The following is a 24,131-nucleotide window of genomic DNA, read 5'->3' as shown; positions in this document are numbered from 1 at the left end:
TTGCTGAAACTTCAGCGATTTATCCATTCACACTGTTTTCAATGCAGTTTTGTCCATAATGTGAAAAGGGCTGCGGAAAATACCGCAGCCGTTATGGCTATAAGATAAACTATTTGAAAATGAAATCCTTGGGTGTAAAGGGGAAGCAGATGTTCACATTTTCTTTAGATTATTTCCTGTTCAACCCTTAGTCCGTTATGGTCGATATCTAATGGTTCAATCTGGTAATGGGGCAGAAATGTTTTCATTTGTTTAGAAATGGTACCGCCTTTCCCTTTAGGTACAAAGGAAATCATTGTAGGCCCAGCACCGCTTATTACTGTTCCATAAGCCCCAAATTGTTTTGCTTCCTGCTTAAGGTCGTGATAATGGGGGATGAGATCTGCGCGATAAGGCTCATGGAATAGATCGTGCTCCATCATTTTGCCTGCTAATTCATAGTCCCCTTTTAGCAGGGAAGCAATCATAAGATTACTAATGCCGCTTGCAATTGTTGCGTCTTTTCGTGAAAAATAGGCTGGGAGCGCTTTCCTCGACTTTTCTGTTTTCAGTTCTACAGCCGGAATGTATACTACGATATCAATATCCAAGTCCGGTACTTGACAATAGTCGATCACGTTATCCGTTTCAACAGAAATCACCAATCCACCAACTAATGAAGCAGCCACATTATCAGGGTGCCCCTCAATTTCGGTCGCCAATTGGAGCTTGTCCAATGATGATAAGGATAACGTACACAACTGATTGGCGAGTTCAATTCCAGCAATAACTGCGGAGGCACTGCTACCAAGTCCACGAGCTAACGGAATCTCACTGTCGATGCTTACCTTGCATGCTGGCAGTGATTTTTGGTGCCAGTTTGCTGTTTGCTTTGCAATCTGATAGATAAAATGGTCTTCATAATCAGTAAAGGAAGGAAGTAAATGGGAATGTTGTGCAAATTCCCATTTTTCCTGCCTAGTGACTTGTAATGTTAAATAACGATTTAATGCCATGCCAACGGAATCGAATCCTGGACCAATATTTGCCGAGCTTGCTGGAACGGAGAGACTAAACATATTCATCGTATGACCACATCTTCAATATAAGCCGTTACTGCATCTTCATCATTAGGCAGTGAAACAGGATCAACCTGTAACTGATCAATTGCTGTTTGCGGATCCTTTAACCCATTTCCGGTAAGGACAGCCACAACCTTGCTTCCCTGTTCGATCAATCCATTTTCACATTGCTGGATAACCCCTGCAATGGAAGCACAGGATCCTGGTTCGGCAAATATACCTTCTTTTCGTGCTACCAATTTAAAGGCGTTAAGGATTTCCGCATCGGTAACAGAACCAATTTTTCCATTTGACTCCTCTCTTGCGTTAACAGCGAGTTTCCAGCTGGCGGGATTGCCAATGCGAATAGCTGTGGCAACTGTTTCCGGTTGTTCAATTATTTTGTTTTTTACTATTGCAGATGCGCCCTCTGCCTCGAAACCAAACATTTTCGGGAGACCAGTTTGTTTCGCTTCATGAAATTCTTTAAAACCCTTCCAGTATGCACTAATGTTACCGGCGTTGCCAACTGGAATAGCAAGGATATCAGGAGCTGCGCCCAATTGTTCACAAACCTCAAATGCAGCCGTTTTTTGTCCTTCCAATCGGTACGGATTAATCGAATTGACAAGCGTAACAGGTGCATTTTCACTGACACGTTTAACCATTTTTAATGCTTCGTCAAAATTACCGTCTATTTCCACAATCTCTGCACCATACATCATCGCCTGGGCAAGTTTTCCGAGGGCAACCTTTCCTTTAGGAATTACAATGATTGCCCGCATGCCTGCTTTTGCCGCGTATGCTGCAGCTGAAGCGGATGTATTGCCAGTAGAAGCGCAAATAACGGATGTACTGCCTTCTTCGGCAGCTTTAGCGACAGCCATTACCATACCTCGATCTTTAAACGAACCGGTCGGATTGGCACCTTCTACCTTTCCGTACAGTTCTATACCCAATTGTTTGGAAAGGTGGGGAAAGTGAATAAGCGGCGTATCACCTTCCTTTAATGTAAGTGCAGGAGTATCGTTCGTTACAGGTAAGTATTCAGCATAATGTTTTAACAGTCCTGGCCAGTTCATTTTTTTCCATCTCCTTCAACACGGAATGAGCTTTCAACACTTGCCACAACATCCAGGGTGTACAGCTTGTTCATTGATTCCTGAAATGTTGCTAGGGCGGTGCGGTGTGTAATCAGAATAACCTCCGCTAATTCCGTTTTACTACGAGGTATTTGCAGGATTCGTTCAAAACTGATATCCATTTGATTAAACACGTGAGAAATTGCCGCAAAAGCTCCCACTTCATCTTTTACATGCATGCGAATATAAAATTGCCCAAACCGCTCTTCTGGTGGTGTTAGTTCTTTCTTAAAGCGTGGTGAAACAAAGCGTCTTCCGTTTACCCCCAGGCGCATATTCGTAATAACAGCAACAACATCAGACATGATGGCCGTTGCGGTTGGCAAACTCCCAGCCCCTGCTCCGTAAAACATGGTTTCTCCTACCGCTTCCCCGTTGACATAAACGGCATTGTATTCATTTTTTACTGCAGCAAGCGGATGCTGATTGGACAGAAACGTCGGCTGAACACTTACTTCCACATGCTGGTTATGAAAATTAGAGTAGCCGATCAATTTCATGGTGTAGCCCAATTGTTTTCCATATTGTAAATCAGCTAATTCCAAGTTGGCAATTCCCTTTACCTCTACATCCTCGAGCTCAACATCAGTAGAAAAAGCCAGCCTCGAAAGGATCGCCATTTTTCTTGCAGCATCTAATCCTTCTACATCTGCAGTAGGGTCGGCCTCGGCGAATCCAAGCTCCTGTGCTTCTTTCAGTGCGTCCTCATAGGTAACGCCTTCCTCATTCATTTTCGTTAGTATGTAATTGGTCGTTCCGTTTACGATCCCCATTACCTGTTGGATCCGGTCGGAAACAAGTCCATCAACTAACCCGCGTAAAATAGGAATTCCACCGGCCACACTTGCCTCATAAAACAGATCGCATTGATTCCTGCTCGCAGCCTCCTGTAACTCTTGCCCATGTAAAGCTATTAAATCTTTATTCGCTGTAACAACGTGTTTCCTTGTTGCAAAAGCTTCTAAAATATATTTTCGTGCTTCGTCGATACCACCCATAACTTCGACGATAACGTCAATTTCCGGGTTATGTAAAACATCATTCGGGTCAGTGGTGAGATATGATCGATCTACTTGTACATCACGTGTCTTTTCTAAATTACGGACCAACACACCTTTCACATCAACGCCACAGCCAAGCTGGTGTACTAACTCCTCCTGATGATCTTCAATCAGCCTAATAACACCCGATCCGACTACACCTAAACCTAATAAACCAATCGATACATTATTCTTCATTTTCTCACCCCATCGTCCAAAATCGTAATTATATATTAATAGACATTGTAAACATCACAAAAGTATATAGCAAGGGTTTTTGCAAGATTATTTGAAAAATATTGATGAAAGGGTTTGCATTTTTGTGCGGGAATAACAAAGGAAAAGAGTGGAACATCGACAGTGAAGTGAACAACATCGACAGTAAAACGGGCAATATCAACAGTAAAGCGCGAAACATCGACAGTAAAACGGACAACATCAACAGTGAAGCGCGAAACATCGACAGTAAAACGCACAACATCAACAGGAAACCTGCAAGCTAACTATTGAACGTATTTCATAATACAAATCATATTGAAATGGCAGTGGTAAAATTGAATTATGAAGTAGGTGGTCTTGCCTTTGTCGGATGTTTAATTCTTGGATCGGGAATTGGGATGGTATTTGATAATATGCATACCATTCCCTGTAAACTGCCAATATGTAATAGGTTACCATAGCTACGTAGAATATGAGATCAATCTCCCAAGTTCAGTAACCATTCACGCAATTTGGCTTTGGGATAGTAAACTCTACCATTTAATGTAATATGGGGAATATCCGGATGTTCTTCCAGTAACTTTTTTGCATCCTCCTTAGATACACCCATGAACCAATGTACTTCATTTTCTTTTAATAGTTCATGCTTGTCAAATTCATCTAAAGATTCTATGGGATTAGTAGAAGATGGGTTTTTAAAATTTTTGAGACCATCTCCAATAAAATAACCCAAAGCCGCTAATCCTAATGCCAACCAAAAAAAGTCAATATCCAATTATAAACCCCCAATCAACAGTTCAGTTACATCTTACTTGGTAATTATTTTAACATAAATACCACAAATGGGACACGATTGTTGAAAAAGACTATTTTGTAGTTATATTTCCTGAAGAAACCACATTTTTCATCGAAGAATGCGGTCCTTTAGTTCATGTACAACTATGGACAATATCCCAAATCCATTTTTACTAATTGTGTCCCACCATTTTCCCCTGCTCATGCCCGTGTCTTTTTGTATTTACGAGAGATGGGAAGTCCTTCACGCATCGAAATAAGAGCCGTACCAAGTGCGACAATAACGAGTAATCCACCGACTCCCGCATTTCGTTCAACCGATGCTTGCTCAATGACGACACCACCGATTAACGATCCGATTGCAATACCAAGGTGTAATGCGGAGTTATTCAGACTTTGCTGAATATCAGATGTATCCGGGGAGGTTTCGATAAGATAGCTTTGCATCGCAGGGGAAATAGCCCAGCTCATAGCACCCCATATGATCATAACAACAAGGAACAGCGGCAAATAAAATGTCGTATAAGGAATCGCAAAAATAGCTAAGCCAAATACAATAATAGCTGCTAAAATCGTTCGTTTTGTTCCCATTAAATCTGCCAATGTACCGCCTAAGCCACCACCACTTACCGCAGCTACACCAAAGATAAGATAAATAATGCTGATCCAGGTTCCTTCAAGCCCCATGGCCGTTTTTACGAAGGGGGTTAAATAAGCATAAAGGGTTGTGTGCCCCGCCATAAACAAAAATGTTGTTGCTTGGGCAAAGAATATCTTTCGGTCTTTTAACGTAGCAAGTTGTTTTTTAATTGGGATCGACGGTCTTGGTTCCACTCTCCCCATAAAGAAATAGACAGCAGCTATTGATAGTGCAGTTAACATGCTGATGAGTATAAAGGGTGCCCGCCAATTGAAGAGGTTACCTAACATTAACCCAATAGGAATGCCTAATACGAGTGAAGCACTGACACCCATAGAAACAATGCCGATTGCCCGTCCGCGATACTTTGGATCAACAATACTCGGAGCCATTGTCAAACATAAGATGATCAATAACGCTCCACTAATTGCTGAAACAACGCGCCCGGTAAACAGTATGCCATACGAAGGGCTGAAAACAGTGATCATATTGCCCAGCAAAAATATCACTAAAGAAATTAAAGTTAAACGTTTCCTTTCGATTCTGGCGGTTAAAATTAATAGAATTGGTGCAGCAATGGCAAAAATCAGTGAAAATATCGTAATTAAAAACCCTGCCTGCCCAAGGCTGACATGTAAATCTGCTGCAATTAAATCCAATATTCCACCTATGATTAACTCAACCATTCCAACAACAAATGAAATGATCATTAAAAAATAAACACGTTTATCCATTTCCAAGCTTCCTCTCTGTTGTATACCATTACAATCATAATTTTTAATGGGATGAAAAACAAGAGCAATATTTCGAGCACCAAATTTTCAGTTGACAACATGTGATAACTGTTATACTATAAATATAACAGTTATCACATGAAAGGTGTGATTCGATATGCTTATAAATTTGGATTTTGAAGCAAACGAACCAATCTATACGCAATTAAAGCATCAGATTATTGTCGGAATTGCGAAAAAGGAGCTTGTTCCGGGGGAGGGGCTTCCATCTGTCCGGGCTATGGCAGCAGATATCGGTATTAATCTTCATACGGTAAACAAGGCATATCAGCAGTTAAAACGGGAGGGGTTTATTCAGATTCACCGGCAAAAGGGTGTAGTAGTAAATCCTGACGGTGTACCACAGGCTGGCGAGGATCACCGAACCAATCTTAAAAAGACATTACACCCATTAATTGCCGAATCTGTCTGCCGGGGAATCGGTGAATTGGAATTTATTCAATTTTGCCAGGAACTTTTTAAGGAATTTAACGGAGGAAAGGGTGAAGGGAAATGAATATGGGGATTTTCTTGCTCGTTGCCATTATGGTACCAGTTTTTATATTGCTGATGTTTACTCCCTATTGGACAAGAAAAACGGAAAGCTTTGGTGTATCGATTCCGGAAGATATTTATCACACACCGGAAATAAAGGCAATGCGCAAACAATATGTATGGGCGGTGGGCATGCTCAGTGCAGTTGTAATGGGTACCTTTTTGCTACTGTCGGAGGCGTTTGTACAAAGTGAGGATATGCTTGGTATTGTGTTCAGTATCATCATTGTTGCCTATATGATCGTGGGGTTTTTAATTTATTTACATTTTCATAGTAAAATGAAGGCACGTAAAAAAGAAGCAAACTGGTCAGAAGAAAAATCCCAGCTCGTTGTAATTGATACAAGGTTCCGTAAAGAAAAGCTTACGTATTCCAATCTCTGGTTTTTACTGCCATTCGCAATTGCAATTGGTACAATGGTCATTACGCTAAATGCTTATGAACTGATTCCGGAAAAGATTCCAATGCAGTATAACTTTTCCGGGGAAGTTACGAATTATGCAAATAAGTCTTACCGTTCTGTACTTCTTACGCCAATCATGCAAGTATATTTAACATTGCTCTTCTTACTAATAAACACAATTATCGGCAGGGCCAAACAACAGGTAAGTGCTAATAACCCTGAAAAGTCAATGCAGCAAAATATTATATTCAGAAGAAGATGGTCAGCATTTAATATTATTACTGGCATGGCGTTAACCTTGATGCTCTCTTTAACACAGCTTTCCTATATCTATCCAATCAATCAACAAATATTGACGATTATGCCGCTTATCTTTTCATTCGGTATTGTATTAGGAGCCATTGTCTTAGTTGTCACAACCGGCCAAGGTGGAAGCCGAGTGAAAGTGAGCAAAGGGGAAAATGGAAGTATCATTGATCGTGATGATGATAAGTATTGGAAGATGGGACAATTTTATTTTAATAAAAATGATCCGGCACTATTTTTGGAAAAACGATTCGGCGTTGGCTGGACCAATAATTGGGCACATCCGCTATCATGGATTATCTTGCTCGTTATAATTGGGATAGCAGCTGGGTTGCCGATATTGCTAGGCGGTTAGAATAATAGAAAAAAGGATGTTTCCATGAAAAAACGATTAGGTGTAGTGAGAAGATGGAAGAAAATAAAGATAAACCGAAAGAGGTGGATTCGTTGACTGTTTTAACTGCTTTCCGAAAGAAGTCTCCCTCTTCAAGCCTGTTACTGGCAATCCCTTAAGGCTAAGGGGGTGATGAATTTCGGTTTGCTTTCGTAAAATGCTTGTAAACCCCAAACGCATGATCCATAATAGGGTTAGGAGGTGCATTCATGTTACTGAATCAAAAATATGAAATTTTCCCTTCATCTGAACAAATAGAAATACTGGAGACCTGGCTTTCCTATTGTCGGCTAACATACAACTCTGCACTTCTCGACAAACAACGTAAATACAGACAATCGAAGGAATCGTATAGTCGTTTTGACATGCAAAAGCAATTGAAACAAGACAAGCAAGAATGGGAATTCCTAAAAGAAATACCATCACAAGCCTTACAAGAAGTGTTCCGCCGCCTAGACCATGCATTTACCAAATTCTTTCGAAAAGAAGCGAACTACCCTAAACTCAAAAAATACAAGGATTACAACAGCATGACCTTCCCACAATTTGGCTTCAAACCGAACACACATCATCGCTATGCAGCATCTTTTACAGAAAACGGCAAGTTACAACTATCCAAGCTCGGGCAAATTCCTATTCACTTACATCGACCAATGGAAGGCACAATCAAACAACTCCTCATCAAGCGACAAGGCAGTCGCTGGTATGCTATTTTCAGTGTCGAAGGACAAGCATACCCAGCACCAATCAATCGTGGTCTTGCAGTTGGCATTGATGTAGGGATAAATAAATACGCAGTTCTGTCCGATGGAAAAAGCTATGAAAACCCTACATTTATTCGTAAAACAGAAAAGAAACGAAAAAGAGCGCAAGCAAAACTTTCTAAAATGAAACGCGGATCGGCAAATTATGTGAAACAAATAATTAAAGTCCGTTCCCTTCATGAAAAAGTAGCAAACCAGCGAAGAGATTTTTTACATAAATTAAGCTACCATTTGGCGAAAGACTATTCGATCATTGCCGTAGAGGATCTTGACATCCGTCATATGGTAAAAAATAAACGTTTGTCAAAATCCATTTCCGATGCAGGGTGGGGCACGTCACAGGATTGTTCTACATGCGGAACACGAGTAAAGAAATCTCTTTCTATTCGTACGCATATCTGTAAAGGATGTGGAACAATCCTGGATCGTGACCACAATGCGAGTCTGAATATATTGCGTAAAGGAATGGAACAGTTGGATCAGATGGTGGCCATCGACTAAATGAGAACACGAAAAACTGTAGGGCAAGGTTGTGTCCGAACAGTCTAAACAAAGCCTGTGGAGACAATGTAAGACGTCTTAGGAATCCCCTAAGATGCAATGGTCTGTGAAACAGGAAGCCCCACCTTCAAGCATTCCGAAAGGATGATAAGGTGGGGTCATTCACCAGGTACATGGAATGGGGAAATTGAAGTCCCAGGTCAACCGCTTAAGATTAAGTTAACTTTTACGGATGATAGTGGTTCAACAGAAGGAAGTATCAGTATTCCAGTTCAAAGTGTGGAAGACTTTTCTTTATCAACAATCAAGTTGGCAGACAACCAAGTTTCATTTGAAATGCCTTTACCAGGTCAAAAAGTGAATTTCACCGGAACTGTGAAATCCGATAAGATAGAAGGCACCTTTACACAAAATGGCCAAAGCATGCCATTTCATGTCAAAAATTGGGTCGACACTGTACAGCAGGAAAAAACGGAAGACGAGGACTTTATGGAAATCGAAACAAATACCGGAAAATTATACAGCTCCATTGTTACCCCGGAAACAGGGGAGAAATTCCCGGTTGCACTGATCATTCCCGGATCAGGGCCAACGGATCGCAACGGAAACTCCCCCGGTATTCCTGGCAAAAATAATAGTTTAAAAATGCTTGCAGAAGGATTGGCGGAAAAAGGTATTGCAAGTTTACGCTATGATAAGCGTGGTGCTGGTAAAAACTTGGAGGCAGTTATTTCTGAAGAAGAAATGCGGTTTGATCAATTTGTTACGGATGCCAATCAGTGGATTGCTGAACTGCAAAAGGATGAACGTTTTACAGACATTATCGTGATAGGTCATAGCCAAGGTTCTCTAGTAGGAATAATAGCAGCTCAGGATTCAGCGGCTGATGCGTTCATATCCATTGCTGGTGCGGGACGATCCATTGATCAGGTGTTAAGTGAACAATTAAAGACACTTCCTGAAAGTCTTTATAAAGAAAGCGAGCAGATTTTAGTGCAGCTGAGCCAAGGAAAAACAGTGGATAACATTAGTGACCAGCTAATGAGTGTATTCAGGCCAAGTGTCCAGCCATTTTTGATCTCATGGATGGACTATAATCCGGCAGAGGAAATAAAACAGCTTACTATCCCTGCACTAATCATTAATGGTGAAAATGATTTGCAACTATCAGTTCGCGACGCGGAAATGTTAGCTGAGGCTAAACCAGATGCCAAATTGCTCCTGATTGATAAAATGAATCATATATTAAAGAAGGCGCCTGCCGATAAAGATGGAAATATGGCAACTTATTCTGATCCAACCCTTCCACTTGCTGATGGGCTGGTACAAGGAATAATCAAATTTCTTGATACTACAAATCGAATTTCCCGATAAAATCTACGGCTGTATCCGTTTTTGGATACAGCCGTAAGTTATTTGTCTTCTAAACCGTCAGCTTGATCAATCGTTTGATATGCACCGTCATCTTCACCGTAATATCGGTTATAACGCTGTTTAAATTTGTCAAATAAATACGAAACAATTACTTTTAATATGGCGTAACCCGGAATACCGAGAATAACGCCAACAATGCCAAATAAGTTTCCCGCACAAAGCAAAACAAAGATAATCGTAAGCGGGTGAATTTTCATTGTCCTGCCCATAATATTTGGCGAAATAAAATGTCCTTCCAAAAATTGAACAACTGCCCAGACAATTGCCAGTTTTAACAACATTAATGGGGAACTGACTAATGCGATAATGATGGCAGGAGAAATGGCAATAATCGGTCCAAGGTATGGTACAACACTTGTTATAGCTGCAATAATGGCAAGTGTAATAGCATAATCCAGGCCAATGATTAAATACCCGACGTACAACAGAACACCAATACAGGAAGCAACAATGATTTGTCCCTGAATATACGAACCTACTTGAACATCCATATTTTTAATGATTTGATTTGCATCATCCCTGAATTTTGGAGGCAGTAATTTCAGACTATACGATTTAAATTTTTTGCCATCCTTAAGCAGGAAAAATAATACGAACGGAAAGGTAAAAATGGCAATCGCTACATTCGTTACTGTACTAGCCACATTACGGATTCCTTCGACTGCCCCGCCCAAGTAATTACCAATTTTATTTGGCAGATCATTCAAATTCTCTGTCAGCCACTTATATCCTTCATCATAATAGGGACCTAAAAACGAGTGCTGCATCCATGACCTGATTCCTTCTCCCATTTGCTGCAGGTAACCTGGGAAACTTTTTATTAAATCCTTTACCTGTGCTTCGATGGCTGGAGCGGAAAGCAGGATAACTCCTGTCAATAGCCCGCTAATCCCCAAAATGATGATGATAATACCCCAAATACGTTTAATATGCAGCCGTTCCAGAAGGTTCACAATCGGATTCAATAAATAGAATGCGACAAAAGCCAGGATAATTGGTGGTATAATCGTCGAAAAAATAACAATAAAAGGATAAAAGATAAACGCTATCTTGTTATAAATAGCTATGGTAATACCGATCAATATTAATAGGATTAACCCATAGAATAAATCACGGCCGCCAATAAATTTCATAAACCGACTCATTGTTTTCATGTAGTTCCCCTTCCTTATTATTCGTATTATAGCTGATATAGGACTAAATTTCCATAACAAGCTGTATGGTGTCAACAGCATAGCTGAACATCTTTACGAATGTAAAGTTGTAAAGGTTTCAGTTGTTTTGTTAAGGACATAATGTAAGGAAGAATGGAAGGTAGGTGGTATTAGTTAAACAAAAGGTAGTATCCAATGATATAACAATCAATACTCAATATTTTTATCCCAAAACGGTTACCGACAAATCCACAGGCCAAATACTACATAAAATTGGATTCGACTTTCAGGTGATAAGCAGAGACCATTATGATATTACAACGCTTCTGATAAAGGGCTTGAATTTACTGCAACATTCCTCTTCCACAGCAATTACAAATTTGTAGAAAAGATCATGTCAGAAAATTATATCCTGCCGATCCAAGGACCCCTTATTTGATTTTAAAGGATCAACTAGACCCCAGAAAAGGAAAATAAACAAAAAGACAGGAAGTAGAATCTTGTCTTTTTGTTTAGTAGCAAGTACCTTCTTCATCATACAGCGTATTCCGGTCAATATTCATTCTCCATATAGGTTATCGAAACTTTCAAATTGGCATTCTTCTCGCGGATCCGATCCAATAATTCTTTGTCTTTTGTCGTATTCTTACTCCGAATAGCGTACGTGTACAGGATCATTGTACCAAGATTGGTTGTTTCAACCTGCCGAAGTGTATGACTGACGGTATATTCAGCAAAAATATTATTCAGCAGATTTTCGTGGTTCAAATTTTCTGGTACGGTGATTTTTAAAATTTGCGTATCTTTTCCTTTCCCATATTCAAACTTATAAAGCAAGTAAAATACGAAACTAGCAAACAAAGTCAGTATTATCGCTAAATCAAATTGAAAGAGGCCGCTTGTCATGCCAACACACAGGCCAAAAAAGATATAGGCGATGTCTTTCACATTTGTTACTGCGCTTCTGAAACGAATCAAGGAAAAGATGGCAAATAAACCAAAGGCAACCCCAGCGTTATCACTTACAACATTCATGACCACGGAAACGATGACACTTAGCATAATGATGGTATGGACGAACGCCTGTGAATATCGCTCACCGGTAAACGTAATCATATAAACTTTTGTAATGACTAGACTGAGTACTGTTGCAACAATCAGCGCAATTAAAATCATATAAATATTAGATTGGTAGCTTGCTTGTGATGAAAAAAGTTGATCTAGAAAATTCATTTTATCTACCTCCTGCAAATACAAGTTCTTTTTCAATTCCATTAGGCAATTTTTCACCATTCAGTAATTCCATACTTGTGCAATATTTAGATGCACTTTTCTGCTCGCAGTGGAGCGTCTGCAGAATTCGGGTTAACCACAATGGCACACTATCATTCACTTTTACTTCCAATACGACCAGATTCGGGTCAATAAAATTCGCACCACCTGAACCATGCTCTACAAACAGATCCTCATTCCGGCAGCGCAAATTTAGGTCAAAGGTTATCCGTAAATCAGGATCTTCAATACAGTGAAGTGCATGTCGATCATAACTGACAACCATTTCCGGTCTTAAATCATATAGATGGAGAAAGTAGTCAATTTCCCGAAATACCTGTGGATTGGATGTTTCGTAGCTGTTCAAACCGTTCTCTTGATTCTCATACAAATAACGATAGGCTTCCTTTAATGGCAGAAGCATTCTGCGTTTGTTAACAACTTTCTTGTGTTTTTGTTTTACCTCAAAAAAAGCTGTTCCATTTAAGTCGGTATCATCATAGATACGCAATCTTAATTTTTGCCGGAATTTTAATTTGTTTTTCGTTTCAAAGTAAATTTTGTGGTCGTTACTGTCAAAATACAGACTGGTAACCGTATATCTGCCATTATCTCCATACTTGTCTGGCCGCATATACGGCAGGATTTGCTCCACTAATAGGGAGTACTGTTCTGTCGTGATTACGTATTTTTGCTCTTTCCTCCTAAAAACTTCAATTGCCAATTTCTTCATCCCCTTCCATTACATCATGCATGATTGGGATGAGATAGACATGTGAATCAGATTAGAGTTTCATGAGAAATTTTACAGACAGGGGAGAGTGCCAATTAATAACATGCGATTGTCGTACTGCAAATCATGTCAATCTTTTCTGTTTTTTGTTATAATTAGTTTCTATAGGAGGGCGAAATTCTTGAGTACGGTTACTAGATTACAAAAAGAAGCAATGCAGATGTTAAAGCTGACAAGCCGAACATTTTATATACCAATTAGTCTGTTAAAACCAAAGCTGAAGAAAACGGTTGCATCAGCGTATTTATGTATGCGGGCGGTTGATGAAATAGAGGATCATGATGCGTTGGATTCTGCTGCAAAACAACATTTGTTAAGATCGACAAGCCGTCTTTTACAGGGGAATAATTTCGATAATGGTGCATTTCTTCAGTTAGTGTCGCCTTATAAAACTCAATTGCCTGAGGTAACGTTACGGCTTGGTGACTGGATTTCCGTTTGTCCAGTTGAAATAGTTGATAAAATAAAGGAATCAACAAGCGTAATGGCGGAAGGAATGGCGAATTGGGCTGAGAAGGGCTGGCGTATTAAAAACAAAGCAGATTTAGACGACTATACGTATTACGTAGCAGGACTCGTTGGTGTGATGCTTTCCGACATTTGGCAATGGTATGACGGTACAACAACAGACCGGGAGTTAGCGATTGGTTATGGGCGTGGGTTACAAGCCGTTAATATCTTACGGAATCAGGACGAGGATGGGGAGCGTGGAGTCCGTTTTGTTCCGGATGACTGGACAAGGGCTGACTTATTTGAGTATACCGAAAAAAACCTGGCTCTGGCTGATGAATATATGACGGATATTGCAAACCGGAATATCTTGTTGTTTTGCCGGATACCGCTTGCACTGGCAAAAAGAACCGTAAAGGCATTAAAAGATGGCAGAGAGAAAATCTCACGCGCTGAGGTAGAAAATATTGTTGAAACAATAAAGAGTGAATAAGGCCGGTCGCTGACTATTTGTAAATCGTAACAATGACGTTATTCGGTCAGCAAGTTTGGGTTAAGTTCACTAAATTTATCAAACAAAATGGAGGCGATGTGAACAGCCTCCATATCTGTCTAAAACTTTTTCTGGAACAATGCTTTGACCCCGAGGTATAATACAGCTAAAGCAAATACAACCATAGCAATTCCGCCAACTGCTGCGAAAAAATTGGCTATTTCGGGGGTTATCAGTGCAGAGGTCGGAATATTGGCTAGTCCATACCCTGCCAAAACACAGGCCAGATAGAGTAACGCTAGTTGATACATCACAAATCCCTCCTTTGTTATACGTTATGAACGAAGGAGGGATTGTGTTTGCCCAACGTTATTTCCAGATTTATGCTTCTTGCAATACAACCCTGAAATTTAGCCTAAGCTAGTTCACATCTAATAGCATTGAAACGACTGTACTCTGTCTAAGTCTACTCCGAAATATACCCACCTGTTTCGACGCCATCTGAATCCTGCAACTGAATTTCTGCCTACAAATACAGGGAAAAACCAAAAAGAATCCCAGTCTAACCATATATAAGTGAAACGGTAAAGACAGCCGCGAATTGCACCCGGATCTACTGCGAAGGTTTGGAATTGTGGCTGTTCCGGTGTAAACGATGGTGGAGGAGAAGTTGGTGCACTAGCTGACGGTCCACCAGGGAACTGGGATTGCCCCGTACCAGGGCCGCCGGATTGCCCGCCGCCAGGAAATTCGGGGAATCCGGGGAAACTAAACTGGTTGCCACCGGGAAAACGCTGTTGCCCACCTTCTCCAAAAAACCCTGGAAAATTAAATTGTTGTCTTTCATCACCTTCAGTAAATGGCTGCTGGTATGGATTAAAATTCATAAAAATCATTTCCTCCCTTGAAAAGTCCTTCTCTTCACTATATGGATATTCGTCTAGATTGGTCTGGGCACTTATGAAAACAGGAAAAATTTTAAAAGAAAAAGGCTGGGTTTTTCTTGTTCAAGTACATTAAGAAAACACTTGATAAAATGGTTGCCACGTGTTAAGATTGTTCTACATTTTTTGAACGGAGGTTTTCCAACATGGTATTCGCAACATTCCGATTTACTGCTTTGCTTGGCTAATTAAATAGCATAAGGGACTCTCGCCATGTGCGGAGTATTCGGAATTTGGGCTGCCTTTTTGGAAAACTGTAAAGAAGATCTGGGGGAGGTACGTATCTTCCTTTTTTGGTATTGGTACAATCGGTATGTGCTCTTTTAAGTTTTTGTCCAACAAATCCAAAATGATGATATCCGAATACTGCCAACACAAGCTGAGAACCGGAGCTTGTGTTTTTCATTGATTGAATTGATAAAGGGGCTGGTTTAATGACAACAAAGAAATATGAATATTTAGCTGAGGATCCAAACGCAAAAGTAATGCCGATTATGGTTTCGTTAATCATTGGCGCTTTTTTTGCTATCCTGAATGAAACGCTGTTGAACATTGCGCTAACAACATTAATGGAGCAATTTAATGTTTCGGTCACTACAGTGCAATGGATGGCGACCGGGTTTATGCTGGTAATGGGGATTGTTATTCCCGCTTCCGCTTTACTGTTACAATGGTTTACAACGAGGCAATTGTTTTTGAGTACAATGGCCGTTTTTACAATTGGTACAACGATATGTGCTATTGCTCCGACTTTTTCAATTTTGCTTGCTGGACGCCTAATACAGGCTGTTGGCACCGGGTTGTTAATGCCGATTATTTTTAATGTGTTTTTATTAATATACCCGCCACACAGACGGGGTAAGATAATGGGTATTGTCGGTCTGGTCATTATGTTTGCACCGGCTATTGGGCCAACGCTATCCGGCATTATTGTCGAACATTTAGGCTGGCGCTTTTTATTTATAACGGTTATCCCGTTTGCCTTATTTTCCATTGCCTTTGCTTATAAATATTTAATGAACGTATCAGAGGTTACCAAACCAAAAATAGATGTTTTATCACTTGTTTTTTCAACAATTGGGTTTGGCTGTCTTGTGTATGGGTTCAGTTCAGCAGGTGAGGATGAATCTGGTTTTTTAAACCCGAATGCGTATATCCCGATTATCATAGGTGTGATTGGCATCCTGTTGTTTGCATTACGGCAATTGAGACTTGACGAGCCTGTAATGGATCTAAAAGTATTCAAATTTCCGATGTACACACATGCTGTTATCATGTTTTTAATCATTATCATGGCGATGTTTGCTTCCGAGATTATTTTACCGATGTATATGCAAGGTCCGTTAGCTTTAACAGCAGCGACAGCGGGATTAGTGTTGCTGCCAGGAAGTATATTAAATGGACTTATGTCACCGATTATGGGTTCACTGTTTGATAAATTTGGGCCTAAAGTAATGATGATACCGGCTACATTCGTGTTATGTGTGACCATGTTTATGATGAGCAGATTGGGAATTGATACACCATTTTGGATGGTTATTGTTGGTTATATATTATTAATGCTATCTGTATCAGCGATTATGATGCCAGCAGAAACAAATGGCTTAAATCAGTTGCCTAAGCATCTATATCCACATGGAACAGCTGTTATGACAACTCTGCAGCCTGTTGCCGGTGCGGTTGGTGTATCCGTGTTTATCAGTATCATGAGCGCTAGACAGAAAGCGTACTTGGGAAACGCAGCTAACCCGACTGACCCTAAAACGATAGCTGAATCGCTTGTTTCCGGTGTGGAACTTGTCTATTTTATTGCATTCGGCATCTCGGTCGTTGCATTTATCATGGCATTGTTTGTTTATCGTGCTGTACCAAAGGAACCATCTGACCTTTCTCAGGACGGACAGTAATAGAAAAAAATACGAGAAGCCACTGCTCAGATCAGCAGTGGCTTCATCTTTGTGTGGTATGTTTGTCCTTTTCGTAACCGTTGTTTATTTATGAATTAGTCGAGAACATTCGTGACTTTAATTATGTGCGACAAATTATTATGAGAAAACTAAAATACTTCTATAAACTTAGATAAGTGATATAATGGAAACATGCAATAATCGTGTTTTCCTCAAGGGAGGTCGGCGCATTCTCGTCGGTTGTAGTGTCACACGATACGCTATGACGGAAGGGGGTGTTGCCCTTGTCTGTTTTTGAGACATTGGTTTTAATGATCGCATTTGCAACACTTGTTTTGGCGACTATTGACCATAAAAAATAGACCTCCCTAGGATTAGCAGCCAGTGGGTCCATTCCTTACATGCGCTGACCCCTCTTGAATGGGGAGCGATTCATTGCTGACCGGAGATATTGCCGTATCTTCGGTCTTTATTAGTTTATGCCTTTTTCTTGTCTCTATGTTTATTATAACACGAAAAATCGGTTTGCAAACAAAATAATTGTGATTGTTTGGTTTTCTTGATAGTTGTGTCGATTTAACACAGATTAATACCCTAATTTTAAAAATTTATACAACGCTGTGATAACCCTTTTTGTTATATTGATATTCTATTTAATAACCTTATTTCCCTTCTTTCCTACTACAACTATCCTGCTTCGTTACTACAATAAGTAATGTTTAACAATTATGTATAAATATAAGCATCTATACAAATTTGCGTTGAGTAATGATTCAATAAGGTTAATAATCATACTGCCAAAACCTACATCATTTAAATGCCAGAAACAGTATTGGAATGTTGAAAAAAGAATAACAATACATTACCCAAATCGGCAACCATATCATGCTTTCGGAGCTCTATTTTTTCCATAATCTGATCAACAGGTGTAGATTTGAATAAAGTTTGATCAAAAACAACATGCAAACCCACATTTTACGGTAGATGAAAAGAACCCGTTTTGAAAAAAAGATTGATCAAAACGGGTCCTTTTTTTGTGAAATACTGTGCAATTTTTATTATAAAGTTTGATCATTTTCTACCGTTGAGGTTTAACAAACGTACTCCTTTTCTGGAATAAACTAATCTCAGTTAACAGCAATATAAATAACTATATTCCCATTTGGATAGTACTTTTCAAAATCATAAGTATAAGCCCTATCCAATTGTCCCTCTTTTTCCTTATTCCAAATTTCATTCCAAGTATCTAAAATACCTTGCTCTGAATCTGTGTCAACTTTAAATACCTCATATTTTGTATTTTCTGGAATTGTTATTGATGATTCACTTTCCCCTTCTATAGCAACACTCAATGTATAATCGCTTTTATAATCAGACTCATATTCATAATACAAACCGTATATATTGCCTTCATGTTGGGATAATTTAGCTGATGCACCTTTCCACATATCCATAATCTTTTGCATTACCTGTTCATCATTGAAATTATTTGTCCTAATAGTGTTTATGATAGTTAAATCCATAATTTCCACCTTTCAATTTGTTCATTAATTTAATAGCATTTTTCAATTAAACGCCCGATTGCTGAATACGGTGACTTTCCAGTATAATCACTACTTTACGCAATAAATGTTTACATGACAAATTTTTGGCCTAATAAAAATACCCCCCAAGCAACTATTCCCCTTGAATAGGTGAAAAGAAGTTGTAAATAATAAAAGAAATAATAATGATAGTGAGGTGAATATGGTGAAATTAAAGAAATTAACAATAGGTGCTTCTACTGTAATACTTTCCTCCGGGTTATTGTTCGGGTGTGGAGCTCCAAATTTAGATGATGAACAGGAACCAGATCCGACTGAAAAGCCTTCCGAGCAACAAGATCACAACGATAATGGCTCAGATATTAATGAAGACCCGGCGGAAAATGAGGATATTCAATACAATCAAGACCAAAACGGTCAAGATAAAAATAACCAGGAAAACAATGATAATGATGATCTAGGTGATATATTAAAACCAGGACACCAATAGGTATCGTTAGCGCCGTTTAAAAGGTGCTTTTTGTAAATAGAAATCACTAGGCTAGGCCCAGTATAATGCAGATGAAGCCCCAACTGTTATTTCAAATCTATCATGACTATTGCATCTATCAGACGCTGGCTGTTTCGTTCATACATTTTTTTGACCTGATTGTTTTAGGTGGCGAGAGCAAATAATTCCAAGTCAGTCTGACATTTTTCATGCTGGCAAGAAGCGGCGGCTTTTTTTAATGGTTGTGGCACATTAATTTTATCATCATACAAATCAACCATTAACTGACCGGAAGAGTCCACCTAGCCAAGGAAAATATTTTCAATACTGACATCCTTTTTATCAAGTTCTAGCTAATTGATGTTAAGTGATGCGTTTAATTCCTTCAATATATGTATTTTCAATAACAAATTATACCATAATTTAATTTCCCTTTGGTCGTCAATCAACTATATTTACTCAATAAAATAGGGCGTCTTTCTATTCAGGAAGTGCGCCTGATTGCGGTATAGATTGTTAATTTTAATGGGGTAAAATAGTAATTAGTGCTATTTTGCCTTTAAGGACTTAATGATAATAAAAGATGATCTACGCTTTTCGTTTATTAATTTTGGCATTTGCTTTATCCCTGTCAAATTTGACTGTTGTTCAATAATTTTATCCAAAGTAAACCTATGTTCAATCAAAGTATTTATTAAAGTAGAAATGGTTCGATGTTTAGGGAATGAATTTGATTAACGTTGTCAGCACGCTTGAAATAATCAAGTACAAGCGGTCTGAAAGTTGCCAGGCCGACACCTGATGACAGCAGGTAAACATTTTTGCCTTCTCTTGTATCCTTTGGAAAGAGCTTGGTACAAGATAGGATTACGAAAAGGAATTTGGAGAAACACCAATCACGAGGCTGGTCAGGCAAATTGTCGGGGTGGATAAAATCGCTGCCAATCAGGCATTTTCCGAATTTTTATCTTCCGAACGCTTAAATACCAATCAAATTAAGTTCGTGCAACTGATTATCGACTATGTTGTCAAGAACGGTTATTTGGAGAAGAAGGTGCTGCAGCAAGATCCATTTCGTTCACTTGGCAGTGTGTCAGAACTGTTCCATAATAACATTGACGATGCAAAAGGTATTATTGCTGTGATCAATACGATAAATCAGAATTCAGAATTACCAGGGGATTAGAAGCTGTTTTCTAAGCCTTTTTGACGTGCAATATACAACTCAAAAATAATTTTCTCTTAAGGTGTTTACTCTCACGTTACGTAATACTTTATAGTAATCAATGAAGGGAGGTTGCCGTAATGAAAGTGAAAGAAGTTGCGGATCTAGTTGGTATTAGTGTGCGTACACTGCATCATTATGATGAAATTGGGCTGTTAACCCCGAAAAACACAACGGAATCCGGTTATCGCCTTTATTCCAGTGATAACCTGGAAACATTACAGCAAATATTATTTTTTAGAGAGCTAGGCTTCCCTTTGAAACAAATAAAGGAAATTATCAATAGTCCATCATTTGACCGGACTGAGGCTTTGCAGATGCACCGCAACATGCTGCTTGAAAAACGGAACCGCCTAGACAAAATGATCGCGACAATTGATAAAACGATTCAACACACGAAAGGAGAGCTTAACATGTCAGAAAAAGAGAGGTTCGAGGGCTTTGATTTTAGCCATAACCCATACGAACAGGAAGCACGAGATCGCTGGGGGGATAAAGCCGTGGATGAGTCAAATGCTAAAATGAACAAGATGTCTAAAGAGGAGAAAAAGGCTTTTGAAGACGAATTTAATGCCATTTACCGGAAACTTGCTGAAATTCGCCACACGTCACCAGAATCGGATGCCGCTCAAGCTGGAATGAAGGAATGGTATGACTTCCTCAATAAGATGGGGAATTATTCCCTGGATGCATTTAAAGGGCTTGGACAAATGTATGTTGACGATGAACGCTTTACAAAAAATATCGATCAGTTTGGCGAAGGTTTAGCTGTATTCATGCGTGATTCGATGGCGGTTTATGCTGATCGAAATAAATAAACCTTTATTCACTACGATAATCGTATACGAAACGAAGTAGGTGGCAGGCGAAAGTTTTTTCACCATGCCACCTATTTTACTATTCCCAGCGATATTAGTTTTGAAGAGTACGACGAAAACAGTTCTTGTCCATAATTATAAATACTGAACTGCTTCCGTTATATCCTTTGCTTTCGTAATAGCTGAAATAACAGCAACACCATTGGCACCGGCCTCTAGTACAGATGCCGCATTATTAATCGTGATGCCGCCAATTCCGACAATGGGGAGATCAGGGTATTCGTTTCTTATTGCTTTAATCCATTCAATCCCGACAGCTTGTTTCGCATCGGATTTTGTTGTTGTGTTGAAAACCGGGCCTGCACCAAGATAGTCGGTCAGTTGGATTGGGCTGTTTGCAAGCTCATTTTTATTCGAAACAGAAAGCCCAATTACTTTATCGGGAAAAAGCTGACGCAGTTCGTTAATCGGTACATCATTTTGCCCAACGTGAATTCCGTCAGCCTTAAGTGGTTCAACTAGTTCTATATCATCATTTACAATAAATGGGACGCCATAACGGGCACAAATCGCTCGCATTTTTCGACCTAAAACAAGTTTATCATTTCCGGTTAAAGATCCTTCTCCTTTTTCACGAAATTGAAAGGAGGTAATTCCGGCAGAGAGAGCTGACTCAAGGAGTTGCAAAGGATCGTGATGGCAATTTTGACTGCCCATGATAAAGTATTTTCTTAACTGCCCGCTTGAAAACCTGGTATTCATTCATGCACCTCCAACTTACCGACATCTAATGATAAGGCATCAATGAAACAAGGTAAAAAGGTTCCAGGCCCGCTTACATCAGGTAAGCAGGCAGCATATTCTGCCGCTGCCCCGTAAAATGACAATGCCGTGTTTATTTGTTGTTTCAACGGCTGGTCTGTTGTCAGGCACGCTGCCAGAATAGAGCCAAGTAAACATCCAGCCCCCGTAATTTTAGTGAGAAATGGGTGTCCAGTCGTGTTTTCGCCCAAATCGTTACCGATACAAAACATATCCACTTTACCCGTTACAACCGCTGCTGTATCATAGATAGCGGCAACTTTTTCGGCAACCTCTGCACTATTCCCTTCACCAACAGAGTCCGGGCCTTTCGTTTCCCAGGGAATTCCGGCAAGATAAGCCATCTCCCCAGCATTACCTTTGATGACAGCTGGTTTGACTTCATGAAGAACCTGTTTTACAGCAGTATCCCGAAATGGTGTTGACGCGACACCGACTGGATCAAGTACTACCGGTATTCCTTTTTCATTAGCAGCCTTACCAGCGGCAATCATAGCCTTTACTTCCAACGGTGTAATGGTGCCAATGTTAATAAGTAACCCATTTGCATTCATCGCCATGTCATATGCTTCTTCTACAGCATTTGCCATCGCTGGAATACCGCCAAAGGATAATAAACCGTTAGCGGTAAAGTTCATAACAACCTGGTTTGTTAAATGGTGGATCAGTGGGCTCTTTTCCCTGACTTCCCGAATGACGTTTCTGTTCATTGCTTTACCTCCTCGGGCCGTGTTGCCCAGTGATTTGTTGGACCATTGCCTTTGCCGATGGAAAAGGAATGACGGATTGCGGCGGTTACATAGTCTTTTGCCTGTTTTACTGCTGCAGGCAATGGTATTCCTTTGCTTAATAAAGCTGTTATGGCTGCGGAATAGGTACAGCCTGTTCCGTGTGTGTTGTTTGTATCAATTCGTTCTGAGGAAAAACGGTGCATCTTGTTTCCGTCATATAAAATGTCAATTGCCTTACCATCAAGATGACCACCTTTAACAAGGGCTGCACCAGCACCATGCTTAACTACAATTTGTTCGGCAGCCTGCTGTAAATCATTCACGGTCTTAATAGATTCCCCTGTGATGTATTCTGCTTCCGGAACATTCGGGGTAACCAGTGCAGCGAGCGGCAGAAGCTGTTCACGTAAAAAGTTTCTGGCTTCTTCAGCAATTAACGAATCACCGCTTGTCGCGACCATTACCGGATCCATGATATATGGCACGTTTAAGGGTGTGATTTTTTGAACGATGACTTCCATCATGTCAATATTGGCTATCATCCCTGTCTTATACGCTTGAAAGGGTATATCAGAAATAACAGAATCCAGCTGTTTTTCTATCATGTTAATCGGGATATGATGAACGTCTTGGACACCGGTTGTGTTCTGAGCTACAACCGATGTAATGATAGACATTCCATAACACGTAAATTCCTGAAACGTTTTTAAATCAGCCTGGATGCCAGCACCGCCACTTGGATCCGTCCCAGCAATGGTTAAGGCGCATGGTATTTGGTTCATCGGCTTCCCACCAGCTTTGCATCAGGCCATTCTTCACGGGTGTAAGCCATTTCCCAAAAAGACCATTCCAGTTGACAGCTTTTACGGAAAGCTTCCTTCATACGTGTTTGTTCCGTTATAGAGGCTTCCATGGCTAGTTCATCCAAACGATTACGCATTGTCGTCGTAATTTTTTCCACACTTTCGTCCGCATAGAAACGAATCCACTTATAAAAGGGATGATTATCTGCTGGTTTGTACGTTTTCATCAATTCCTTCCCGATTTCCAAATAAGTCCAAGGGCAAGGAAGCAGTGCACAAATTATTTCTGCCAGCGTACCCGTCTGTGCATGATACATCATATGTTTAACGTAATGATCAGCAGTAGGTGGCAAGGCATATCCTTGAAGTTCATCATAGTTAACCCCGATTGATTCGCAAAAGTTGTGGTGTGGATGGACTTCACTGTGCAAAACAAATTGAATTTGGTCGTTAAAAAAGGCCATATCCCTCCGATCATTGGATTTGGAAATTGCCATTCCGTATATTTTTATAAATGCATTAAGGTATTCAAAGTCTGCTTTAATGTAATGTTCCAATGCTTCTTTTGGGACATTTCCTTTACCGATTCCCTGTACAAACGGATGGGTAAATATTGCTTGAAAAATATCACTGTTTTCGTCCCTGAGATCTTGAGAAAAAGTCATGATTATGCCTCCC

The 24,131-nt window shown here is 39.9% G+C and carries 25 protein-coding genes and 3 pseudogenes; 11 read left to right on the top strand and 17 right to left on the bottom strand.

The features are described from left to right. Nucleotides 1-164: 164 nt before the first annotated feature. The 3 genes from thrB to CZ382_RS10970 are packed head-to-tail and all read right to left on the bottom strand — an operon-like array spanning nt 165 to nt 3,420. Nucleotides 165-1,064, bottom strand: coding sequence for a homoserine kinase (gene thrB / locus CZ382_RS10980; protein ID WP_088051291.1), 900 nt, complete (start codon nt 1,062-1,064; stop codon nt 165-167). Then, complete coding sequence (thrC, locus tag CZ382_RS10975; RefSeq protein ID WP_088051290.1) at nt 1,061-2,122, bottom strand: threonine synthase; 1,062 nt, start codon at nt 2,120-2,122, stop codon at nt 1,061-1,063. The genes thrB and thrC overlap by 4 nt, the downstream gene beginning before the upstream one ends. Then, entirely contained in the window at nt 2,119-3,420 is a 1,302-nt protein-coding gene (locus tag CZ382_RS10970) for a homoserine dehydrogenase (protein ID WP_088051289.1), read from the bottom strand. The genes thrC and CZ382_RS10970 overlap by 4 nt, the downstream gene beginning before the upstream one ends. 104 nt (nt 3,421-3,524) lie before the next feature. Between CZ382_RS10970 and CZ382_RS23410 the strand changes: the two genes are divergently transcribed. Continuing rightward, a complete protein-coding gene (locus CZ382_RS23410; protein ID WP_140392729.1) occupies nt 3,525-3,725 on the top strand; it encodes a hypothetical protein in 201 nt (66 codons plus the stop codon). 194 nt (nt 3,726-3,919) lie between these two features. Here CZ382_RS23410 and CZ382_RS10965 read toward each other — a convergent pair whose 3' ends face one another. Both CZ382_RS10965 and CZ382_RS10960 read right to left on the bottom strand, forming a co-directional pair. Then, nucleotides 3,920-4,216 (bottom strand): DNA-binding protein, encoded by a 297-nt coding sequence (locus tag CZ382_RS10965; RefSeq protein WP_088051288.1) that lies wholly within the window; start codon nt 4,214-4,216, stop codon nt 3,920-3,922. 221 nt (nt 4,217-4,437) lie between these two features. Beyond that, nucleotides 4,438-5,610: an MFS transporter gene (locus CZ382_RS10960; RefSeq protein ID WP_088051287.1), complete on the bottom strand. Its 1,173-nt coding sequence runs from the start codon at nt 5,608-5,610 to the stop codon at nt 4,438-4,440. Between the two features lie 157 nt (nt 5,611-5,767). On the opposite strand from CZ382_RS10960, the gene CZ382_RS10955 reads away from it, so the two are divergent. From CZ382_RS10955 to CZ382_RS10940, 4 genes are all read left to right on the top strand, one after another. Next, the gene (locus CZ382_RS10955; RefSeq protein WP_088051286.1) at nt 5,768-6,166 is read left to right on the top strand and encodes a GntR family transcriptional regulator; all 399 of its coding nucleotides are present in this window, start codon (nt 5,768-5,770) and stop codon (nt 6,164-6,166) included. Then, a complete protein-coding gene (locus CZ382_RS10950) occupies nt 6,163-7,269 on the top strand; it encodes a DUF1648 domain-containing protein (protein WP_088051285.1) in 1,107 nt (368 codons plus the stop codon). The genes CZ382_RS10955 and CZ382_RS10950 overlap by 4 nt, the downstream gene beginning before the upstream one ends. Nucleotides 7,270-7,517: 248 nt before the next feature. Continuing rightward, the gene (locus CZ382_RS10945; RefSeq protein WP_088051284.1) at nt 7,518-8,573 is read left to right on the top strand and encodes an RNA-guided endonuclease InsQ/TnpB family protein; all 1,056 of its coding nucleotides are present in this window, start codon (nt 7,518-7,520) and stop codon (nt 8,571-8,573) included. 144 nt (nt 8,574-8,717) lie between these two features. After that, the gene (locus CZ382_RS10940) at nt 8,718-9,947 is read left to right on the top strand and encodes an alpha/beta hydrolase (protein ID WP_235000418.1); all 1,230 of its coding nucleotides are present in this window, start codon (nt 8,718-8,720) and stop codon (nt 9,945-9,947) included. A gap of 38 nt (nt 9,948-9,985) precedes the next feature. Here the strand turns inward: CZ382_RS10940 and CZ382_RS10935 are convergent, their stop codons facing one another. The 3 genes from CZ382_RS10935 to CZ382_RS10920 form a co-directional block, all read right to left on the bottom strand. Further along, nucleotides 9,986-11,161, bottom strand: a complete 1,176-nt coding sequence (locus tag CZ382_RS10935; RefSeq protein ID WP_088051283.1) for an AI-2E family transporter — start codon at nt 11,159-11,161, stop codon at nt 9,986-9,988. 552 nt (nt 11,162-11,713) lie between these two features. Beyond that, a complete protein-coding gene (locus CZ382_RS10925; RefSeq protein ID WP_088051281.1) occupies nt 11,714-12,394 on the bottom strand; it encodes a DUF4956 domain-containing protein in 681 nt (226 codons plus the stop codon). 1 nt (nt 12,395) lies between these two features. Then, entirely contained in the window at nt 12,396-13,166 is a 771-nt protein-coding gene (locus CZ382_RS10920; RefSeq protein WP_230856246.1) for a polyphosphate polymerase domain-containing protein, read from the bottom strand. 181 nt (nt 13,167-13,347) lie between these two features. On the opposite strand from CZ382_RS10920, the gene CZ382_RS10915 reads away from it, so the two are divergent. Then, entirely contained in the window at nt 13,348-14,169 is an 822-nt protein-coding gene (locus CZ382_RS10915; RefSeq protein ID WP_088051279.1) for a squalene/phytoene synthase family protein, read from the top strand. A gap of 119 nt (nt 14,170-14,288) precedes the next feature. Here the strand turns inward: CZ382_RS10915 and CZ382_RS10910 are convergent, their stop codons facing one another. Further along, complete coding sequence (locus CZ382_RS10910; RefSeq protein WP_088051278.1) at nt 14,289-14,480, bottom strand: hypothetical protein; 192 nt, start codon at nt 14,478-14,480, stop codon at nt 14,289-14,291. A gap of 120 nt (nt 14,481-14,600) precedes the next feature. After that, nucleotides 14,601-15,056: a hypothetical protein gene (locus CZ382_RS10905; protein ID WP_088051277.1), complete on the bottom strand. Its 456-nt coding sequence runs from the start codon at nt 15,054-15,056 to the stop codon at nt 14,601-14,603. Nucleotides 15,057-15,547: 491 nt separating this feature from the next. Between CZ382_RS10905 and CZ382_RS10900 the strand changes: the two genes are divergently transcribed. Beyond that, nucleotides 15,548-17,020, top strand: coding sequence for an MDR family MFS transporter (locus CZ382_RS10900; protein ID WP_088051276.1), 1,473 nt, complete (start codon nt 15,548-15,550; stop codon nt 17,018-17,020). A gap of 275 nt (nt 17,021-17,295) precedes the next feature. Beyond that, a complete protein-coding gene (locus CZ382_RS24795) occupies nt 17,296-17,382 on the top strand; it encodes a putative holin-like toxin (RefSeq protein ID WP_371871299.1) in 87 nt (28 codons plus the stop codon). Between the two features lie 765 nt (nt 17,383-18,147). Here CZ382_RS24795 and CZ382_RS10895 read toward each other — a convergent pair. Beyond that, nucleotides 18,148-18,543 carry a GyrI-like domain-containing protein gene (locus CZ382_RS10895; protein ID WP_088051275.1) on the bottom strand — a complete coding sequence of 132 codons (396 nt, stop codon included), beginning with the start codon at nt 18,541-18,543 and terminating at the stop codon, nt 18,148-18,150. 223 nt (nt 18,544-18,766) lie between these two features. On the opposite strand from CZ382_RS10895, the gene CZ382_RS10890 reads away from it, so the two are divergent. Next, complete coding sequence (locus CZ382_RS10890) at nt 18,767-19,054, top strand: hypothetical protein (RefSeq protein ID WP_088051274.1); 288 nt, start codon at nt 18,767-18,769, stop codon at nt 19,052-19,054. Between the two features lie 548 nt (nt 19,055-19,602). Here the strand turns inward: CZ382_RS10890 and CZ382_RS24205 are convergent. Next, nucleotides 19,603-19,770: pseudogene (locus tag CZ382_RS24205) on the bottom strand (SAM-dependent methyltransferase); the annotation flags it as partial. Next, a pseudogene (locus CZ382_RS24200) lies at nt 19,764-19,886 on the bottom strand (dihydropteridine reductase); the annotation flags it as partial. The pseudogenes CZ382_RS24205 and CZ382_RS24200, both read right to left, overlap by 7 nt. Before the next feature lie 3 nt (nt 19,887-19,889). Between CZ382_RS24200 and CZ382_RS10875 the strand changes: the two are divergent. Both CZ382_RS10875 and CZ382_RS10870 read left to right on the top strand, forming a co-directional pair. Beyond that, nucleotides 19,890-20,240, top strand: a pseudogene (locus tag CZ382_RS10875) (type I restriction-modification enzyme R subunit C-terminal domain-containing protein); the annotation flags it as partial. A gap of 119 nt (nt 20,241-20,359) precedes the next feature. Then, nucleotides 20,360-21,097 carry a MerR family transcriptional regulator gene (locus CZ382_RS10870; protein WP_088051272.1) on the top strand — a complete coding sequence of 246 codons (738 nt, stop codon included), beginning with the start codon at nt 20,360-20,362 and terminating at the stop codon, nt 21,095-21,097. A 135-nt stretch (nt 21,098-21,232) separates the two neighbouring features. Here the strand turns inward: CZ382_RS10870 and thiE are convergent, their stop codons facing one another. Genes thiE through tenA form a run of 4 tightly spaced genes read right to left on the bottom strand, consistent with a single transcriptional unit; the run spans nt 21,233 to nt 24,118 of the window. After that, entirely contained in the window at nt 21,233-21,859 is a 627-nt protein-coding gene (gene thiE / locus CZ382_RS10865) for a thiamine phosphate synthase (protein WP_088051271.1), read from the bottom strand. Then, a complete protein-coding gene (thiM, locus tag CZ382_RS10860; RefSeq protein WP_088051270.1) occupies nt 21,856-22,629 on the bottom strand; it encodes a hydroxyethylthiazole kinase in 774 nt (257 codons plus the stop codon). Before thiM ends, thiE begins: the two co-directional genes overlap by 4 nt. Next, nucleotides 22,626-23,432: a bifunctional hydroxymethylpyrimidine kinase/phosphomethylpyrimidine kinase gene (gene thiD, locus CZ382_RS10855; protein WP_088051269.1), complete on the bottom strand. Its 807-nt coding sequence runs from the start codon at nt 23,430-23,432 to the stop codon at nt 22,626-22,628. The genes thiM and thiD overlap by 4 nt, the downstream gene beginning before the upstream one ends. Further along, a complete protein-coding gene (gene tenA, locus CZ382_RS10850) occupies nt 23,429-24,118 on the bottom strand; it encodes a thiaminase II (protein ID WP_088051268.1) in 690 nt (229 codons plus the stop codon). Before tenA ends, thiD begins: the two co-directional genes overlap by 4 nt. Nucleotides 24,119-24,131: the final 13 nt, after the last annotated feature.

It is taken from the genome of Virgibacillus dakarensis (assembly GCF_900155625.1).
Lineage (GTDB): Bacteria > Bacillota > Bacilli > Bacillales > Amphibacillaceae > Lentibacillus_C > Lentibacillus_C populi.
The sequence above is the reverse complement of the archived record's forward strand: the minus strand, read 5'-3'. Positions and strand labels throughout refer to the sequence as shown.

Bases quoted from the DNA above. Each gene is read 5' to 3' on its own strand.
- CZ382_RS10910 (WP_088051278.1), bottom strand. From the start codon at position 14,480: ATGTATCAACTAGCGTTACTCTATCTGGCCTGTGTTTTGGCAGGGTAT.
- thiE (WP_088051271.1), bottom strand. From the start codon at position 21,859: ATGAATACCAGGTTTTCAAGCGGGCAGTTAAGAAAATACTTTATCATG.
- thiD (WP_088051269.1), bottom strand. From the start codon at position 23,432: ATGAACCAAATACCATGCGCCTTAACCATTGCTGGGACGGATCCAAGT.
- thrC (WP_088051290.1), bottom strand. From the start codon at position 2,122: ATGAACTGGCCAGGACTGTTAAAACATTATGCTGAATACTTACCTGTA.
- CZ382_RS10950 (WP_088051285.1), top strand. From the start codon at position 6,163: ATGAATATGGGGATTTTCTTGCTCGTTGCCATTATGGTACCAGTTTTT.
- CZ382_RS10970 (WP_088051289.1), bottom strand. From the start codon at position 3,420: ATGAAGAATAATGTATCGATTGGTTTATTAGGTTTAGGTGTAGTCGGA.
- CZ382_RS10890 (WP_088051274.1), top strand. From the start codon at position 18,767: ATGGTGAAATTAAAGAAATTAACAATAGGTGCTTCTACTGTAATACTT.
- CZ382_RS10920 (WP_230856246.1), bottom strand. From the start codon at position 13,166: ATGAAGAAATTGGCAATTGAAGTTTTTAGGAGGAAAGAGCAAAAATAC.
- CZ382_RS10870 (WP_088051272.1), top strand. From the start codon at position 20,360: ATGAAAGTGAAAGAAGTTGCGGATCTAGTTGGTATTAGTGTGCGTACA.
- CZ382_RS10935 (WP_088051283.1), bottom strand. From the start codon at position 11,161: ATGAAAACAATGAGTCGGTTTATGAAATTTATTGGCGGCCGTGATTTA.
- CZ382_RS10955 (WP_088051286.1), top strand. From the start codon at position 5,768: ATGCTTATAAATTTGGATTTTGAAGCAAACGAACCAATCTATACGCAA.
- tenA (WP_088051268.1), bottom strand. From the start codon at position 24,118: ATGACTTTTTCTCAAGATCTCAGGGACGAAAACAGTGATATTTTTCAA.
- CZ382_RS10905 (WP_088051277.1), bottom strand. From the start codon at position 15,056: ATGAATTTTAATCCATACCAGCAGCCATTTACTGAAGGTGATGAAAGA.
- thiM (WP_088051270.1), bottom strand. From the start codon at position 22,629: ATGAACAGAAACGTCATTCGGGAAGTCAGGGAAAAGAGCCCACTGATC.
- CZ382_RS10900 (WP_088051276.1), top strand. From the start codon at position 15,548: ATGACAACAAAGAAATATGAATATTTAGCTGAGGATCCAAACGCAAAA.
- CZ382_RS10945 (WP_088051284.1), top strand. From the start codon at position 7,518: ATGTTACTGAATCAAAAATATGAAATTTTCCCTTCATCTGAACAAATA.
- CZ382_RS10960 (WP_088051287.1), bottom strand. From the start codon at position 5,610: ATGGATAAACGTGTTTATTTTTTAATGATCATTTCATTTGTTGTTGGA.
- CZ382_RS10895 (WP_088051275.1), bottom strand. From the start codon at position 18,543: ATGGATTTAACTATCATAAACACTATTAGGACAAATAATTTCAATGAT.
- CZ382_RS10925 (WP_088051281.1), bottom strand. From the start codon at position 12,394: ATGAATTTTCTAGATCAACTTTTTTCATCACAAGCAAGCTACCAATCT.
- thrB (WP_088051291.1), bottom strand. From the start codon at position 1,064: ATGAATATGTTTAGTCTCTCCGTTCCAGCAAGCTCGGCAAATATTGGT.
- CZ382_RS23410 (WP_140392729.1), top strand. From the start codon at position 3,525: ATGAAAGGGTTTGCATTTTTGTGCGGGAATAACAAAGGAAAAGAGTGG.
- CZ382_RS10940 (WP_235000418.1), top strand. From the start codon at position 8,718: ATGATAAGGTGGGGTCATTCACCAGGTACATGGAATGGGGAAATTGAA.